General features: G+C 68.1%; 14 protein-coding genes and 1 tRNA gene. 5 read left to right on the plus strand and 10 right to left on the minus strand.

Annotated elements, in window-relative coordinates:
- Positions 1 to 46 precede the first annotated feature (46 nt).
- Positions 47 to 1693 carry an NAD-dependent malic enzyme gene (locus KXD96_RS20055; protein ID WP_260739137.1) on the plus strand — a complete coding sequence of 549 codons (1647 nt, stop codon included), beginning with the start codon at positions 47 to 49 and terminating at the stop codon, positions 1691 to 1693.
- Positions 1694 to 1701: 8 nt separating this feature from the next.
- Here the strand turns inward: KXD96_RS20055 and KXD96_RS20060 are convergent.
- Positions 1702 to 1774, minus strand: a tRNA-Asn gene (locus tag KXD96_RS20060).
- Between the two features lie 164 nt (positions 1775 to 1938).
- On the opposite strand from KXD96_RS20060, the gene KXD96_RS20065 reads away from it, so the two are divergent.
- Positions 1939 to 2217, plus strand: coding sequence for a hypothetical protein (locus KXD96_RS20065; RefSeq protein ID WP_260739139.1), 279 nt, complete (start codon positions 1939 to 1941; stop codon positions 2215 to 2217).
- Here KXD96_RS20065 and dnaG read toward each other — a convergent pair.
- The 3 genes from dnaG to KXD96_RS20080 form a co-directional block, all read right to left on the minus strand.
- Positions 2192 to 4174, minus strand: a complete 1983-nt coding sequence (gene dnaG, locus KXD96_RS20070) for a DNA primase (RefSeq protein WP_260739140.1) — start codon at positions 4172 to 4174, stop codon at positions 2192 to 2194. The genes KXD96_RS20065 and dnaG overlap by 26 nt on opposite strands.
- Positions 4175 to 4204: 30 nt before the next feature.
- Positions 4205 to 4813: a superoxide dismutase[Cu-Zn] gene (sodC, locus tag KXD96_RS20075; RefSeq protein ID WP_260739142.1), complete on the minus strand. Its 609-nt coding sequence runs from the start codon at positions 4811 to 4813 to the stop codon at positions 4205 to 4207.
- 64 nt (positions 4814 to 4877) lie between these two features.
- Positions 4878 to 6155, minus strand: a complete 1278-nt coding sequence (locus KXD96_RS20080) for a deoxyguanosinetriphosphate triphosphohydrolase (RefSeq protein WP_260739143.1) — start codon at positions 6153 to 6155, stop codon at positions 4878 to 4880.
- 89 nt (positions 6156 to 6244) lie between these two features.
- Between KXD96_RS20080 and KXD96_RS20085 the strand changes: the two genes are divergently transcribed.
- Entirely contained in the window at positions 6245 to 8224 is a 1980-nt protein-coding gene (locus KXD96_RS20085) for a TPM domain-containing protein (protein ID WP_260739145.1), read from the plus strand.
- Between the two features lie 23 nt (positions 8225 to 8247).
- On the opposite strand, the gene KXD96_RS20090 is transcribed toward KXD96_RS20085, so the two are convergent.
- From KXD96_RS20090 to KXD96_RS20100, 3 genes are all read right to left on the minus strand, one after another.
- Positions 8248 to 8496: a hypothetical protein gene (locus KXD96_RS20090; RefSeq protein ID WP_260745466.1), complete on the minus strand. Its 249-nt coding sequence runs from the start codon at positions 8494 to 8496 to the stop codon at positions 8248 to 8250.
- A 217-nt stretch (positions 8497 to 8713) separates the two neighbouring features.
- Positions 8714 to 9910, minus strand: coding sequence for a PPE family protein (locus tag KXD96_RS20095; RefSeq protein ID WP_260739147.1), 1197 nt, complete (start codon positions 9908 to 9910; stop codon positions 8714 to 8716).
- Between the two features lie 221 nt (positions 9911 to 10131).
- Complete coding sequence (locus KXD96_RS20100; RefSeq protein WP_260745467.1) at positions 10132 to 11541, minus strand: glycine--tRNA ligase; 1410 nt, start codon at positions 11539 to 11541, stop codon at positions 10132 to 10134.
- A 247-nt stretch (positions 11542 to 11788) separates the two neighbouring features.
- Between KXD96_RS20100 and KXD96_RS20105 the strand changes: the two genes are divergently transcribed.
- Together KXD96_RS20105 and KXD96_RS20110 are read left to right on the plus strand one after the other, a co-directional pair.
- Positions 11789 to 12145 carry an ArsR/SmtB family transcription factor gene (locus KXD96_RS20105; protein WP_396877073.1) on the plus strand — a complete coding sequence of 119 codons (357 nt, stop codon included), beginning with the start codon at positions 11789 to 11791 and terminating at the stop codon, positions 12143 to 12145.
- The gene (locus tag KXD96_RS20110) at positions 12142 to 12534 is read left to right on the plus strand and encodes a Fur family transcriptional regulator (protein ID WP_260739149.1); all 393 of its coding nucleotides are present in this window, start codon (positions 12142 to 12144) and stop codon (positions 12532 to 12534) included. The genes KXD96_RS20105 and KXD96_RS20110 overlap by 4 nt, the downstream gene beginning before the upstream one ends.
- Before the next feature lie 75 nt (positions 12535 to 12609).
- Here KXD96_RS20110 and KXD96_RS20115 read toward each other — a convergent pair whose 3' ends face one another.
- Genes KXD96_RS20115 through recO form a run of 3 tightly spaced genes read right to left on the minus strand, consistent with a single transcriptional unit; the run spans position 12610 to position 14721 of the window.
- Positions 12610 to 13038, minus strand: a complete 429-nt coding sequence (locus KXD96_RS20115; RefSeq protein ID WP_260739152.1) for a hypothetical protein — start codon at positions 13036 to 13038, stop codon at positions 12610 to 12612.
- On the minus strand, positions 13038 to 13931 hold the full coding sequence (locus KXD96_RS20120; RefSeq protein ID WP_260739154.1) for a decaprenyl diphosphate synthase: 894 nt from the start codon (positions 13929 to 13931) through the stop codon (positions 13038 to 13040). The genes KXD96_RS20115 and KXD96_RS20120 overlap by 1 nt, the downstream gene beginning before the upstream one ends.
- The gene (gene recO / locus KXD96_RS20125; RefSeq protein WP_260739155.1) at positions 13924 to 14721 is read right to left on the minus strand and encodes a DNA repair protein RecO; all 798 of its coding nucleotides are present in this window, start codon (positions 14719 to 14721) and stop codon (positions 13924 to 13926) included. The genes KXD96_RS20120 and recO overlap by 8 nt, the downstream gene beginning before the upstream one ends.
- Positions 14722 to 14748: the final 27 nt, after the last annotated feature.

The raw sequence follows: 14748 nt of genomic DNA on the forward strand, positions 1-14748 counted from the left end.
CGACGCTACCGTGGCGTAGAGGGCCAAGTTACGGACGGAGATTGCGATGTACGACGCACACGCGCCGCGGATCCCTCCGGCACTGGCCGCGCCCAGCCTCAACCGGGGAGTCGGCTTCACGCACGAGCAGCGGCGGCAGCTGGGGCTGACCGGACGGCTCCCGTCCGCCGTGCTCACGCTGGATCAACAAGCCGACCGGGTGTGGCATCAATTGCAAAGCCTGGCAACGGATCTGGGCCGCAATCTGCTGTTGGAGCAGCTGCACTACCGCCACGAGCTGCTCTACTACAAGGTGTTGGAGGACCATCTGCCCGAACTGATGCCGGTGGTGTACACACCCACCGTCGGGGAGGCCATCCAACGGTTCTCCGACGAATACCGCGGACAGCGCGGGCTTTTCCTGAGCATCGACGAGCCCGACGAAATCGAGGCGGCCTTCGCGACTTTCGGGCTGGAGCCGGACGACGTCGACCTGATCGTGTGCACCGACGCCGAAGCGATCCTGGGCATCGGCGACTGGGGTGTGGGCGGCATCCAGATCGCCGTGGGCAAGTTGGCGCTCTACACCGCCGGCGGCGGCATCGATCCCCGCCGCTGCATCGCGGTCTCCCTGGACGTCGGCACCAATAACGAACAACTGCTGCAGGATCCGTTCTACTTGGGCAACCGACACGCCCGGCGCGTCGGCGCGGAGTACGACGACTTCGTCAACCGCTACATCGAGACCGCCCACCGGCTGTTTCCGAAGGCGATCCTGCATTTCGAGGACTTCGGGCCGCTGAACGCGCGCCGGATCCTGCAGGCGTACGGCGAGAAGTACTGCGTGTTCAACGACGACGTCCAGGGAACCGGCGCAGTGGTCGTCGCGGCCGTGTACGGCGGATGCCGTATCACCGGCGTGCCGATGCGCGACCAAAGGGTAGTCGTCTTCGGTGCCGGGACCGCCGGGATCGGGGTGGCCGATCAGATTCGCGACGCGATGGTGTCCGACGGCGCCACCCTCGAGCAGGCCACGGCCCAGATCTGGCCGATCGACAAGCAGGGCCTGCTGTTCGACGACATGGCGGACCTGCGCGATTTCCAGGTGCCCTACGCCAAGAACCGCGCCCAGCTGGGCGTGGGAGTGGGGGACCGGGTGGGGTTGGTGGATGCCATCAAGCTCGCCTCCCCGACCACCCTGGTGGGCTTCTCGACCGTGTTCGGCGCGTTCACCGAGAAGGCCGTGCAGGCCATGACCGCGTCCTGCGAGCACCCGATGATTTTCCCGCTGTCCAACCCCACCTCACGCATGGAAGCCGTGCCGGCCGACGTGCTGCAGTGGTCCGACGGCAAGGCGCTGATCACCACCGGCACCCCCGTCGCGCCGATCGAGTACGACGGCACCACCTACACCATCGGCCAGGCCAACAACGTGCTGGTGTTCCCCGGGATCGGGCTGGGCGTCATCGTCGCCGGGGCCCGGCTGCTGACCAAGGGGATGCTGCAGGCGGCGGCGAAAGCCCTTGTGCGGCAAGCCAGCGCGTCAGCTCGCGGCGATTCGCTGCTACCGGATGTCAAGGAGTTGCGCACCATCTCGACGGCCGTTGCCGAAGCCGTCTATCACGCCGCCGTCGCCGACGGGGTGGCCACCCGGACGCATGCCGATCCCCGGCGAGCCGTCCTCGACACCGTGTGGACCCCGGTGTACGACTAGCGGCCTTGCTCCCCCGCCTGGACTCGAACCAGGAACCTATCGGTTAACAGCCGAACGCTCTGCCAATTGAGCTACGGGGGATCAACACGATCGCGGGACGACTCTAGCGTATTGGCGTAACCGCACCCAACTGGACAGGGACCGTTCCCGCGTCGCCTCTGACTGGTGGGCCGGGACGGATCGGGCGCGCACGCACCGGGCCGGGTGAGGCAGGATGGAACGGGTCGATAGTCGGGAGGAACGCTTTGATCCGGTATGTCGTGGTGCTGGGACTGGGTTACGTGCTGGGCTCGAGGGCCGGCCGTCGCCGATACGAGCAGATCGTCGGCACGTATCGCGCCCTGACCAGCAGCCCCGTGGCCAAGTCGATGATCGAGGGGGGGCGCCGCAAGGTCGCGAACCGGATCTCCCCGGACACCGGGTTCGTGACCGTCGCCGAGATCGACGACCAGACGGCCGTCATGGAGCGTGGCGCCGAGCGGCCCGCCGACGAGGCCCTCACATCGTCAGATCGTCGCCGCTAGCCTGTTCCAGCAGGCTGCGCCGGTAGGCCTCCATCGCGACCAGGTCGCCGAACAGCGCGTGGTACTCGTCGCCCTGTTCGATCGGCGACATGCGCTGCAGCTTGGACTTCACCTCGGCGATCTGGCGGCCCATCCACACCTCCTGCAACCGGGCCAGCACGCCGGCGATGTAGCGCGGCAGCTTTTCGTCGTCCACCTGGACGGCCTCCACACCGAGCTCGCTGACCAGCCCCGCGGTCAGGTCCGAGCCGGCCCGCTGGCGCACCGCATCGATCCATTGCGCCCCGGTGATGCCGCTCGACGTCCCGCCGGCCGCCTCGATGGCCTTGCGCACGGCGGCGTAACCGGGATGGGTGAAGCTTTCGACGGTCAGCGTGTCGAAGACCGGGCCGGCCAGCGCCGGGTACTGCAACGCTGACTTGAGCGCCTCCCGCTGGGGCCACAGCATCGGGTCCCGCGGGTCGGGGCGGGTGGAGGCGGATTGGGCCGGGGCCGCCGCACGGGGCTGCTGGGCGGGGCGGCGGGCGGCATCCGGACCGGAACGCGACGGGGCCGGCGACTTCTTGGCCCGGCTGCGCACCCGGTCGATGACCTGTGCCACGTCGTCCCACCCGACCCACCCGGCGAGCTGGCGGGCGTACTCGTCGCGCAGCGTGGGATCTTTGATCTGGCTCACCATCGGCACACAGCGGCGCAGCGCCGCGACCCTGCCCTCGGCGCTGTCCAGGTCCATCTCGCCGATCGCGGTGCGGATCGCGAACTCGAATAACGGGGTGCGCCGCGCCACCAGGTCGCGCAGCGCGCCGTCGCCGGACTTCAGCCGAAGATCGCAGGGATCCATGCCGTCCGGGGCCACCGCGACGAAGGACTGCCCCGCCAGATTCTGCTCGCCGCCGAAGGCCTTGAGCGCGGCCGCGCGCCCCGCCGCATCACCGTCGAAAACGTAGATCAGCTCGCCGCGGAAGAAACTGTCGTCCATCATCAGCCGGCGCAGCATCGCCAGATGCTCGTCGCCGAACGCGGTGCCGCACGACGCCACCGCGGTGGTGACCCCGGCCAGATGCATCGCCATCACGTCGGTGTAGCCCTCGACGACGACGGCCTGATGCCCCTTCGCGATGTCGCGTTTGGCCAGATCGATGCCGAACATCACCGACGATTTCATGTACAGCAGCGTCTCGGGCGTGTTGATGTACTTGGCTTCCATCGGATCGTCGTCGAACAGCCGGCGGGCGCCGAACCCGATCACCTCGCCCGCGGCGGTGCGGATGGGCCACAGCAGCCGCCGGTGAAACCGGTCGATCGGGCCGCGACGCCCCTGCCGCGACAGGCCGGCCGCTTCCAGCTCCTTGAACTCGAAACCCTTGCGCACCAGATGTTTTGTCAGCGAATCCCATCCCGACGGCGCGAAGCCGCAGCCGAAGCGGCGGGCCGCCTCGGCGTCGAAATTCCGTTCCGTCAGGTACTGGCGGGCCGGCGCGGCCTCGTCGGATTCCAGCGCCGCCGCGTAGAACTCCGCCGCGGCGGCGTTGGCCGCGACCAGCCGGCTGCGGCTCCCCCGATCGCGCTGCACGCTGGTCGCCGGCCCTGTGTAGCTGATGGTGTGGCCGATCCGGTCGGCGAGCAGCTCGACGGCCTCCACGAAGGTGACGTGTTCGATCTTCTGAATGAACGCGTAGACGTCGCCGCCCTCCCCGCAGCCGAAGCAATGGAAGTGTCCGTGGTTGGGGCGAACGTGGAACGACGGCGACTTCTCGTCGTGAAACGGGCACAGCCCCTTGAGGGAATCGGCACCGGCGCGCCGCAATTGGACGTAGTCGCCGATGACTTCGTCGATGCGGACCCGCTCGCGGATGGCGGCGATGTCACGATCGGGAATCCGGCCCCGGCCCCTGGGCCGGGCGTCATCCTCCCCCGCGCGCGGGTGGTGCCCCCACGAACCTGCCGGGCTGGACATCGGCTCAGTCTAGAGCGCCGAGCCGGCCGGCTATCCGGTTCCGATGACGCCGCATGCCACCCGTTCCATCGCGCGGTCGCTGTATTCGGCGCCGTGCAACATCAACGCTTTGCCACCGTCCGCCAGCAGCACGTCCCTGGTGAGCGCATCGGTGGTCGTCACCAGGTAGCCCGAGCCGTCCTGACGTACCTCAAGCGATGTCAGGTCGCCGGTTTCGGGCTTTCCGGTGTGGCCGGGCGCGTTGTAATGCCCCCCGGCGGACAGGAAGTTGCCGGGTGCACCGCCGGTCGGGGCGACGGAGTTGGGCTCGCATTTGCCGATCTCGTGCACGTGCATGCCGTGGAAGCCGGGCGTCAGGATGCCGGGGGTGACCGTCTTGACGGTGACGGTGACGTAGCCCTCGGTGAAATCGAAGGTCGCCGTGGCCACCGGCCGCCCGTCGGGCGCCTTCAACTGCGCCGTGAGCGAGTTGCCATTGGGCGGCGGGGTCGTCGACTCACCCGAAGACGCCGGCGGGGCGCTCTTGACCGGAGGGGTGGTCCCGGGCTGGGTGCTCGCATGCTGAGGCGAGCTGCAGGCGGTCATGGCGACGACGGGAAGCCCCACCGCGAGGGTGGCGATACCGCTGAATTTGGTCATGACGGGCAGCCTATCCCGCGACGACGACGGGACCGCGCTGGGATGACGTGCGGCCGAGCCGCTCCTAGCCGCCGGCCTGGCGCGCGTCGATGCGTTCCAGCCGGCCCTCGGTGTATGACGCGATCTGATCGACGATGACCCGTAACCGGGCGCGGTCGTCGACCGCGGTGGTGAAGGCCGCGGCGAAAACGGGGTCGAGCGTCTGGGGCGCTCCGGAATACAGCCAGTGCGCCACCCGGTGGATTCGTTCGCGCTGCCGCGCTTGGGAATCGAGATGCCGCGGATCGGACATGATGAACTGCAGCGCCAGGATTTTCAGCAGCGCGACCTCGGCGCGCACCAGATCGGGCACCAGCAACTCGGCCCGGTAGCGTACCAGCGGCCCGGGACCGGCCGCGGCGCACGTGGTGGCAATGGCGGCCGAGGCGAACCTGCCGACCAATTCACTGGTGAGCCGCTTGAGCGCGACCGACGCCGCCAACGTGGCGTCGAACTTGCCGACCGCGGCGACCACCGGCAGTCCCGAGAGCCGCGCCGCGGCCGCCATGAAGTCGTCGGCGCTGACCCGCGAGAATTCGCTCGCACCCAGTTTGGCAAGCGCGGCCGCCTCGTCGTCGTCGGCGAGCACGCGCAGGTCGATGCGCTGGGAGACGACGCCGTCCTCGACGTCGTGGACCGAATAGGCGATATCGTCGGCCCAATCCATCACCTGCGCCTCCAGGCACATCCGGCCCTCCGGCGCGCCGGCGCGAACCCAGGCCGCCGGCTCGCGGTCCTCGTCGTAAAACCCGAACTTTCTTCGCCCTTCCCCAAGGCCCCTGCCGCGGTACCACGGATACTTGATGACCGCGTCCAGGGACGCGCGGGTCAGGTTCAGCCCTGCGCTATTACCTTGTTCGTCAAGCACTTTGGGCTCGAGGCTGGTCAGGATGCGGAAGTTCTGTGCGTTCCCTTCGAAACCGCCATAGTTCGCGGCGACCTCATCGAGGGCGCGCTCGCCGTTGTGCCCGTAGGGCGGGTGGCCTATGTCGTGGGCCAGGCCGGCCAGCTCCACCAGGTCGAGGTCGCAGCTCAAGCCGACCGCCATCCCCCGCCCGATCTGGGCGACCTCCAGCGAGTGCGTCAACCTGGTGCGCGGTGTGTCCCCTTCGCGGGGCCCGACAACCTGGGTCTTGTCGGCCAGCCGGCGCAGCGCGGCGCTGTGCAGCACCCGTGCCCGGTCCCGGGCGAAGTCGGTGCGATGCTGGCCTTCGGTCCCCGGCAAACTCGCAGTCTTCGGCGCTTCGTGTACCCGCCGTTGGCGGTCGAAGTCGTCATAAGGGTCTTGCCGATTCGTGGTCACCGCAGCACAGTCTGCCAGGGAATGCCGGGCGAGGGACCGCTCCGCCGCACGCCCATTTGCCCGCATCGTGGCCGGGCTAAATTGGCGTCATGCGCATTGCTCGCCTGCTAAGCGTGATCGGGACGATTCTCGCGATTGCTTTCAGCGGCGGGCTGCTGGTGGCACCCGCGGCCGGCGCGCAACCCCCGTTCCGGCTGGCGGACTACATCAGCGACAACGCGGGCGTTTTGTCCGACTCCGGCCGCGCGGCGGTCACGTCGGCGCTGGGCAAGCTGTACACGGATCGCCACATCCGGCTGTGGGTGGTCTACGTCGATGACTTCTCCGGCCAGGGCGCCGCGAGTTGGGCGCAGGCCACCATGCGCGCCAGCGATCTGGGCGACTATGACGCCCTGCTGGCCGTCGCCACCAACAGCCGGGCATACGCCTTCCTGGTGCCGTCCACCGTCAAGAGCGTCAACGCGCGCCAGGTCGATGACTTGCGGCGCAACAAGATTGAGCCCGCTTTGCACAACGGCGACTGGAGCGGCGCCGCGGTCGCGGCCGCCAATGGGCTCAACAAATCGCCGGATTCGTCGGGCCGGGTCGTCCTGCTGGTAACACTGGCCGTCATCCTGGTCGCGCTGGCGGTTCTGTTGTTGGTGATGCAGTATCGCGGCCGGCGGCGGCGCGCGGCCGAATTGGCCGCGGCCCGGCGGGTGGACCCCACCGACTCCCAAGCGCTGGCCGCGGTCCCGCTGCTGGCCCTCGACGATTTGTCCCGCGCGCTGGTGGTCGATGTCGACAACGCCGTGCGGACGAGCTCCAACGAACTCGACCTGGCGGTCGCCGAGTTCGGTGAAGAGCGGACCCAGCCGTTTACCCAGGCCTTGAACAACGCCAAAGCCGCCCTGTCGCAAGCATTTACGGTGCGACAACGGCTGGACGACAGCACACCGGAGACGTCTGAGCAGCGTCGCGAGCTGATCACCCAGGTGGTCGTCGCGGCGGCGCGCGCGGACCGCGAACTGGAGTCGCAGACCGAGGCGTTCGAAAATCTGCGCGACCTGGTGATCAACGCCCCGTCGCGGCTCGACGCGCTGACCCAGCAGTACGTCGAGCTCACCACCCGCATAGCCCCGTCAGAACAGCGACTGGCCGAGCTGCACGCCCAATTCGATGCTGCCGCATTGACATCGGTGTCCGGCAACGTCGCGGCGGCCAACGAGCGGCTGGCCTTCGCCGACCGCAACATCAGCGCTGCCCGGGGTTTGGCCGCCGAAGCCGTCAGCGGACGGCAGGCCGGATTGGTGGATGCCGTCCGCGCCGCCGAGTCCGCGCTCGGGCAGGCCCGTGCGCTGCTCGACTCGGTCGACAACGCCGCCAACGACATCCAGCACGCCATCGACCGGCTGCCGTCGGCCATGGCGGACGTTCAGGCGCACATCAAGCGGGCCGGCGAGCTATTGCAGAAAGCACAGCCCATCAAATCTGCTCGCACCGGCGACCTGATCGCGGCGCGCGATGCGGCCACCCGGGCCGTCGACGGTGCGCGCGCCGGAGGCTCCACCGACCCGCTGGGCGCCTTCGCCCAGTTGGTCAAGGCGGGCGCCGACCTGAACGGTCTGCTGGTCACCCTGTCCCAGGAGCAGGCCACCGCCGAACAGCTCAATCGGTCGTACCAGCAGGCGGCGTTCAGCGCCGAGTCCCGGGTGCGCGCGGTCTCCGACTACATCGACACGCGCCGGGGCTGCGTCGGCCCGGAGGCCCGCACCCGGCTTGCCGAAGCCAGACGGCACCTGCAATCCGCGCAGGACAAGAGGGCGACGAACCCGGCCGAAGCGATCTCCCACGCCAACGCGGCGTCGACGCTGGCCGCCCAGGCGCAAGCACTGGCCAATGCCGATGTACAAGCGGCTCAGCGTGCCTACAGCCGGGGCGCGAGCAGCGACATGGGCGCGATGCTGGGCGGCATCATCATCGGCAACTTGCTCGGCGGGGCAATGCGGGGAGGGTTCGGCGGGTGGAGTCCGACATCGTTCGGCGGCTCGTCAGGCGGCGGCTTCATGGGTGGCGGCGGCCGATTCTGAGCTCGGCCCAACACCCCCGAACGTCAACCGGCGGCCGGTGAATGCGGAATCACGCCTCCGCTGCGCGGTATGTCGAAGTGGGGTTCGGTTTCACCCTCCCACCGCTTCCACTCATTCCACTGGCTGGCGTCGGGGACGACCGCCGGGGCCGGCACCTCGGCCGCCGCGTCGCCGGGGTCGGCGCTCGCTTCCGGCTTCGGTGCCCAATGGTCGTAGTCATCAGGCGGGACGGCCACGCCCCATTTGAGTGGTACCGACAGGCCCCCGAGCATCCCCGACTCACCCCGAACCGCCGACACAGAGTCATCTGGTAACGGCGGAGCAAGAGGCAAAAGCATGTTGCCCCCTTCCACAGCTAATCTTCGGTCGCTGTGGCCGAACCAATTAACACCAAGCAGCCACATCGTAAGCCAAACTTGGGGCAAAAACCCGAAAAACTCCGATTTGCTTTCGCTCCCGACCAGCGCCTACGAGCGGGGTTGCCCGGCCCTATCCGCCTTTGGTCCGCGGCACCACCTTGGGCCGCGACTGCACCACGTGCGGGTTCTCCCCGCCGCGGCGCCCCCTCCGGTCGGTCTTGTCGTCCTCGGCGTCCCGACCCTCCAGCGCCACGGGCATCGCCGACGTCGAACCGGCGGGCGCGGACGATCCTCCGGTCGCGATCGGGGTCGGTATCTGGGTGCCCAATGCCGGCACCGCCAGACTGGTCAGGACCGCCGGCACCGGCAGCGACCCCTGCCAGGTCGGCGGCACCGTAATCGCCCCCACGAACCGCGCGTTGCCCAGCCCGGCGGTCGCGACGCCCAGCCCGCCGAGCGGTTGCGGCCCTAGGACCGCGCCGCCGGCGGCGTGCGGAATCTCGGCAGCCACGGTGGTGACGCCCGTCGCGGCCGGCGCCGCAGGCCCGACACTGTGCGCGAGCACCATCATGGGCGACATCAGCGCCGTCGCGGGATACATCCCGATCGGCGCCATGGCGGTCAGCGTCGTCACTGGCATCGATGAAAGTAACGACGTGACCGACGTGAACGCGGGCGAGAACGCCCCCAGCACCGACTGCAGCTGGGCAACGAATGTGGCCCCGAGCGAGGAGAACGCCCCGAGAGCCTCCGACGCCAGGTTCAGCGGCGCCGTCACCAGCCCCGCCAACCCACCCAGGCCGGCCGGCGGGACGCTGAACGCCGGCAACGTCGACGCCACCGTCTGCGCCCCGGCGTGGTAGCCCACCATCGCGGCCACGTCCTGGGCCCACATTTCCATGTACTCGATTTCGGTCATCGCGATCGCCGGGGTGTTCTGACCGAAGAAGTTCGTCGCGATCAGCGCGACCAGCCGGATGCGATTCGCCAGCACCTCCGGGGTGGGCACCGTCGCCATGAACGCCGCCTCATAGGCCGTCGCCGCCGCAGTGGCCTGCGCTGCGGCCATCTCGGCTTGTCCCGCGGCCGAGATCAGCCATTGCAGATACGGCGTCGCAGCCGCCACCATCGCCTCCGACGACGGACCGGTCCACGGACCCGCGGCGACTCCCGTCACAACCGACTCGAACGAGGCCGCGGCGGCCGCCAGATCCGCCGCCAGCGCCTCCCAGGCCGAGGCCGCCGTCAACAACGGACCGGGCCCCGCGCCGCCGTACATGAGCGCAGAGTTGATCTCGGGGGGGAAGAAGAGAAAAGCTGGAATCATCACATCCCCAACCCGCCGACCGCGTCAACGGCACCTACACCCACACGAACCGACACCCACCCCCGGCCACTAGATACGTGAGCAACATTCGCCTTAAGAGCCTAGGCCAATCGGCTACCCAGAACTGGATTTTTACGAAACGTTTAATTACGCCGTGGCGGGGTGTCGACCTCGATCAACCAGGCAAGTCCGCCCCTGTACGCGGCCGCTACCGGTGGCGGCTAGCAACCCTTGAGCCGGGCGGCGAGATAGTCGCAGACGGCGTTCATCGCGACCCGCTCCTGCGTCATGTCGTCGCGCCGGCGCACGGTGACGGCGTTGTCCTCGAGTGAATCGAAATCCACCGTCACACAGAACGGCGTCCCCACCTCGTCCTGGCGGCGGTAGCGCCGCCCGATGGCGCCCGCGTCGTCGAAATCGATGTTCCAGCAGGTGCGCAACTCCGCGGCCAGGTCGCGAGCCTTTGGACTCAGGTCGGCGTGCCGGGACAGCGGCAGCACCGCGGCCTTGACCGGGGCCAACCGCGGGTCCAGGCGGAGCAGCGTGCGCTTCTCCATCACACCCTTGGCGTTGGGGGCCTGGTCCTCGGTGTAGGCATCGATCAAGAACGCCATGAACGACCGGGTCAGGCCAGCTGCGGGTTCGATGACGTAGGGGGTGTACCGCGTGTCGGTGACTTGGTCGTAGTACGACAGGTCGACACCGGAATGCTTTGCGTGCGTTGACAAGTCGAAGTCAGTTCGGTTGGCGACGCCTTCCAGTTCCCCCCACGGGTTGCCGGCGAAGCCGAACTTGTACTCGATGTCGACGGTGCGATCGGAGTAGTGGGAAAGCTTGTCCGCGGGGTGCTCGAACAGGCGCAGATTCTCCGGGTTGATACCCAGCTCGACATACCATTGCAGCCGGGTGTCGATCCAATACTGGTGCCATTCCTTCGCGGTCGACGGCTCCACGAAGAACTCCATTTCCATTTGTTCGAACTCGCGGGTTCGGAAAATGAAGTTGCCGGGCGTGATCTCGTTGCGAAAGCTCTTGCCGATCTGGCCGATACCGAACGGTGGCTTCTTGCGCGCGGTGGTGACCACGTTGGCGAAGTTGACGAAGATGCCCTGCGCGGTCTCGGGACGCAGATAGTGCAGGCCCTCCTCGCTCTCGATCGGCCCGAGGTAGGTCTTGAGCATCATGTTGAACTCACGCGGCTCCGTCCACTGCCCCTTGGTGCCGCAATCCGGGCAGACGATCTCGGTCATCGGCACCGACCCGGGGTCGTCGATCCCCGCCTTGGCCGCTTTCTTAGCTAGATAGGCCTCCTGCATGTGGTCCTGGCGATGCCGGTGGTGGCAGTTCAGGCACTCGACCAGCGGGTCGTGGAAGACCTCGACATGGCCGGAGGCCACCCACACCTGCCGCGGCAGGATGATCGACGAGTCGATGCCCACGACGTCGTCGCGCCCGGTGACCACCGAGCGCCACCACTGCCGTTTGATGTTCTCCTTGAGTTCCACCCCCAGCGGGCCGTAGTCCCACGCCGACCGGGTACCGCCGTAAATCTCACCCGAGGGAAAGACGAAGCCGCGCCGCTTGGCAAGGTTGACTACGGTGTCGATGACGGACGCCACGGGGTGGTGCACTCCCTTTCCGGGTTTGGGCAAGCACACGCGGCAGTGAACCGCCGTGCGCAGAGCAGTAGTCATGGTAACGATCACCGCCGCGGTCTTTGACATGCGTCATCATGCATGTGACAGTGGAAGTCGGCCGCTCGCGATGCCTCACGGCGGGCGTCCCACCACTACCTGGCACTTCTCGAGGTGATGACTCTCTCCCATGGCGATGTCCTCCTCTCCGCCTTCCTCGATGCCGGCCGCCGCCGCTGGTGACATGAGCGTGGTAGCCCACGAGCACGGCGGAACCGGGTCCGGCGCGCCGGCCGCCTACCCCGTGCCGCCGGCGCGGGAGATCCTCGACGCGGCCGGCGAGTTGCTGCGCGCGCTGGCCGCACCCGTGCGGATCGCGATCGTGCTGCAGCTGCACGAATCCCACCGCTGCGTGCACGAGCTGGTCGACGCGCTCGGCGTGCCGCAGCCGCTGGTCAGCCAGCACCTGAAGATTCTCAAGGCGGCCGGCGTGGTCGCCGGTGAGCGATCCGGCCGCGAGGTGCTGTACCGGCTCGCCGACCATCACCTGGCGCACATCGTCGTGGACGCGGTCGCCCACGCGGGCGAGGACACCGCATGACGGGCGCGACCGTCCGGTCGACCCGTCAGCGGGCGGCCATATCCACCCTGATGGACACCCTCGACGACTTCCGCTCGGCGCAGGAGCTGCACGACGAGCTGCGCCGGCGCGGCGAGAACATCGGGCTGACCACCGTCTACCGGACGCTGCAGTCGATGGCGGCGGCGGGAATGGTCGACACGCTGCGCACCGACACCGGCGAGTCGGTCTACCGCAGGTGCTCCGAGCACCATCATCACCATCTGGTCTGTCGCAGTTGCGGTTCCACCATCGAGGTCGGCGACCACGAGGTCGAGGAGTGGGCCGCGCAAGTCGCCGCCAAGCACGGCTATTCCGACGTCAGCCACACCATCGAGATCTTCGGCACCTGCCGACAATGTAGGAGCTGACCCCCGCGAAATCGACGCTACGGCGACACCTTCCCGTGCGCGCTGCAGTCGATCCCGTCGATGCCGACGCCGCATTCACGGCGTCAGCGTGCGACTCATCCCGGCGCCCGCATCCAGCACCAGCAGTATCAGGGTGCGCAGGGCGTCGTCGGTCAGCCCCGCGCCGGGAAAGTTGTAGCGCAGGATCACGTCGGCGCTCTTGGCCGCACCCTTGCCCGAGTTGCGTTGCACTGCCTTGTCGTTGATCTTCTCGACGAGCGTGACGGTGCCGAAGTTGCTAGAGCGGGCCTGCTTGGCGACCTGATCGCTGACCTTCTTGGTCAGCGGCAGATCCCACGCCACCACCTGGGTGAGCGACACCAGATCCAGGTCTTCAGCGATGTTCACCACCCGCAACGAGGCGATGGTCCCGGCGTGGCGCACCGTCAGCGCCCCGTCGGGCTCCTCCTCGACCCGGAGGACTTCGCCGAGCACCGACGCCAGGCGCTCTTGCAGTGATGGCATTAGGCACTCCCGAACCTTCGATTGCGAGAAGCGTATTCCTCGCAGGCCGCCCACAGGTCACGGCGGTCATAGTCGGGCCATAGTTTGTCCTGGAAGATGTACTCCGCGTAGGCCGCCTGCCACAGCATGAAATTGCTGGAGCGCTGCTCCCCGGAGCTCCGCAGAAAGAGGTCCACGTCCGGGATGTCGGGCCGCTGCAGGTGCTGCGCCACCGTCGACTCGGTGATGCGCTCCGGATTCAGCCGGCCGGCGGCGGCCAAGCGCGCGATTTCCTTTGTGGCGTCGGCGATTTCGGCGCGGCCCCCGTAGTTGACGCAGTAGTTGACCGTGATGACGTCGTTGTCCTTCGTCATCTCTTCCGCGATCGCCAATTCATTGATCACGCTGCGCCACAGGCGTGGACGCGAGCCCACCCAGCGGATCTTGACCCCTATCGTCTTGAGGTTCACCCGGCGCATGCGCACCACATCGCGGTTGAAGCCCATGAGGAACCGGACTTCCTCGGGGGAACGCTTCCAGTTTTCGGTGGAGAAGGCGTAGAGGCTGAGCCACTTGATCCCGATTTCTATTGCGCCACAGACGATATCGATGACGACCGCCTCGCCCGCTTTATGGCCGTCGGTACGAGTCAGCCCACGTTGGGTGGCCCAGCGGCCGTTGCCGTCCATCACGATCGCCACATGGTTGGGCAATCGATCGGCCGGGATGCGGGGCGCTACCGCTTTCGAGATGTGCTGTGGTGGCCGGCTCGGGCCGCCGCCGGGAGGCGCCGGCAACTCGGGGAACACCACCGGCCAGGTCGACCTGTCGGGGAAGCTCGGATAGTCGTCGGGGGCGGGAGGCAGCTGCGGGAAGACGGTGGACGCCAGCTTCCGCTCGGCCTTCTTAGCCACAGTCCAAATCCTGCTCGATCAGCGCGGCGCGCCGTTCGGCGATGGTGCGGTCGACGTGATACGTCCGTTCCACCAGTGGCAACGTTTTGAGCTGCCGTTCCAGATGCCATTGCAGGTGCGCGGCCACCAGCCCGCTGACGTAGCTGCGATGCGCTTGTTGGGCCTGTTCGGCGAACTCCCAGTCGCCGTCGTGCAGCGCGGACATCAGGTCCAGCACACCCGGCGGCGGTGTCGTCGAACCGGCCGGACGACAGTGTGCACAGACGCTCCCCCCGGCGCCGACGTGAAACGCCCGATGCGGCCCCGGTGTGGCGCACCGGGCACACTCGGTCAGCGACGGTGCCCATCCGGCGATGCCCATGGCGCGCAGCAGGTAGGCGTCCAGCAGCAGGTCCCGGGACCGGCGGCCGTCGGCCACCGCCCGCAGCGCACTCACCGTGAGCCGGTGCAGGGCCGGGGCGGGGGCCCGCTCCTCACCGGCGAGGCGTTCGGCGGTTTCCAGCATCGCGCACCCGCAGGTGTAGCGGCCGTAGTCGCTGACGATGTCGGTGGCGAACGCGTCAATCGAGACCACCTGGGTGACGATGTCGAGATTGCGGCCGGGATGCAGTTGCGCGTCGACGTGCGCGAACGGCTCCAGCCGTGCGCCGAATTTGCTGCGGGTGCGACGAACACCCTTCGCCACCGCCCGAACCAGCCCGTGATCGCGGGTTAGCAGGGTGACGATCCGGTCGGCTTCGCCGAGCTTGTGCTGGCGCAACACCACCGCCCGGTCTCGATATAGCCGCATCACAACAGTTTTGCACCCCGCCGCGAC

Source organism: Mycobacterium sp. SMC-2 (assembly GCF_025263485.1).
Taxonomy (GTDB): Bacteria; Actinomycetota; Actinomycetes; order Mycobacteriales; family Mycobacteriaceae; genus Mycobacterium.

What these genes read in the sequence shown, in the direction of transcription:
- KXD96_RS20085 (WP_260739145.1), top strand. Translation starts at nt 6,245, where the DNA reads ATGCGCATTGCTCGCCTGCTAAGCGTGATCGGGACGATTCTCGCGATT.
- sodC (WP_260739142.1), bottom strand. Translation starts at nt 4,813, where the DNA reads ATGACCAAATTCAGCGGTATCGCCACCCTCGCGGTGGGGCTTCCCGTC.
- KXD96_RS20095 (WP_260739147.1), bottom strand. Translation starts at nt 9,910, where the DNA reads ATGATTCCAGCTTTTCTCTTCTTCCCCCCCGAGATCAACTCTGCGCTC.
- dnaG (WP_260739140.1), bottom strand. Translation starts at nt 4,174, where the DNA reads ATGTCCAGCCCGGCAGGTTCGTGGGGGCACCACCCGCGCGCGGGGGAG.
- recO (WP_260739155.1), bottom strand. Translation starts at nt 14,721, where the DNA reads ATGCGGCTATATCGAGACCGGGCGGTGGTGTTGCGCCAGCACAAGCTC.
- KXD96_RS20110 (WP_260739149.1), top strand. Translation starts at nt 12,142, where the DNA reads ATGACGGGCGCGACCGTCCGGTCGACCCGTCAGCGGGCGGCCATATCC.
- KXD96_RS20055 (WP_260739137.1), top strand. Translation starts at nt 47, where the DNA reads ATGTACGACGCACACGCGCCGCGGATCCCTCCGGCACTGGCCGCGCCC.
- KXD96_RS20090 (WP_260745466.1), bottom strand. Translation starts at nt 8,496, where the DNA reads ATGCTCGGGGGCCTGTCGGTACCACTCAAATGGGGCGTGGCCGTCCCG.
- KXD96_RS20115 (WP_260739152.1), bottom strand. Translation starts at nt 13,038, where the DNA reads ATGCCATCACTGCAAGAGCGCCTGGCGTCGGTGCTCGGCGAAGTCCTC.
- KXD96_RS20105 (WP_396877073.1), top strand. Translation starts at nt 11,789, where the DNA reads ATGAGCGTGGTAGCCCACGAGCACGGCGGAACCGGGTCCGGCGCGCCG.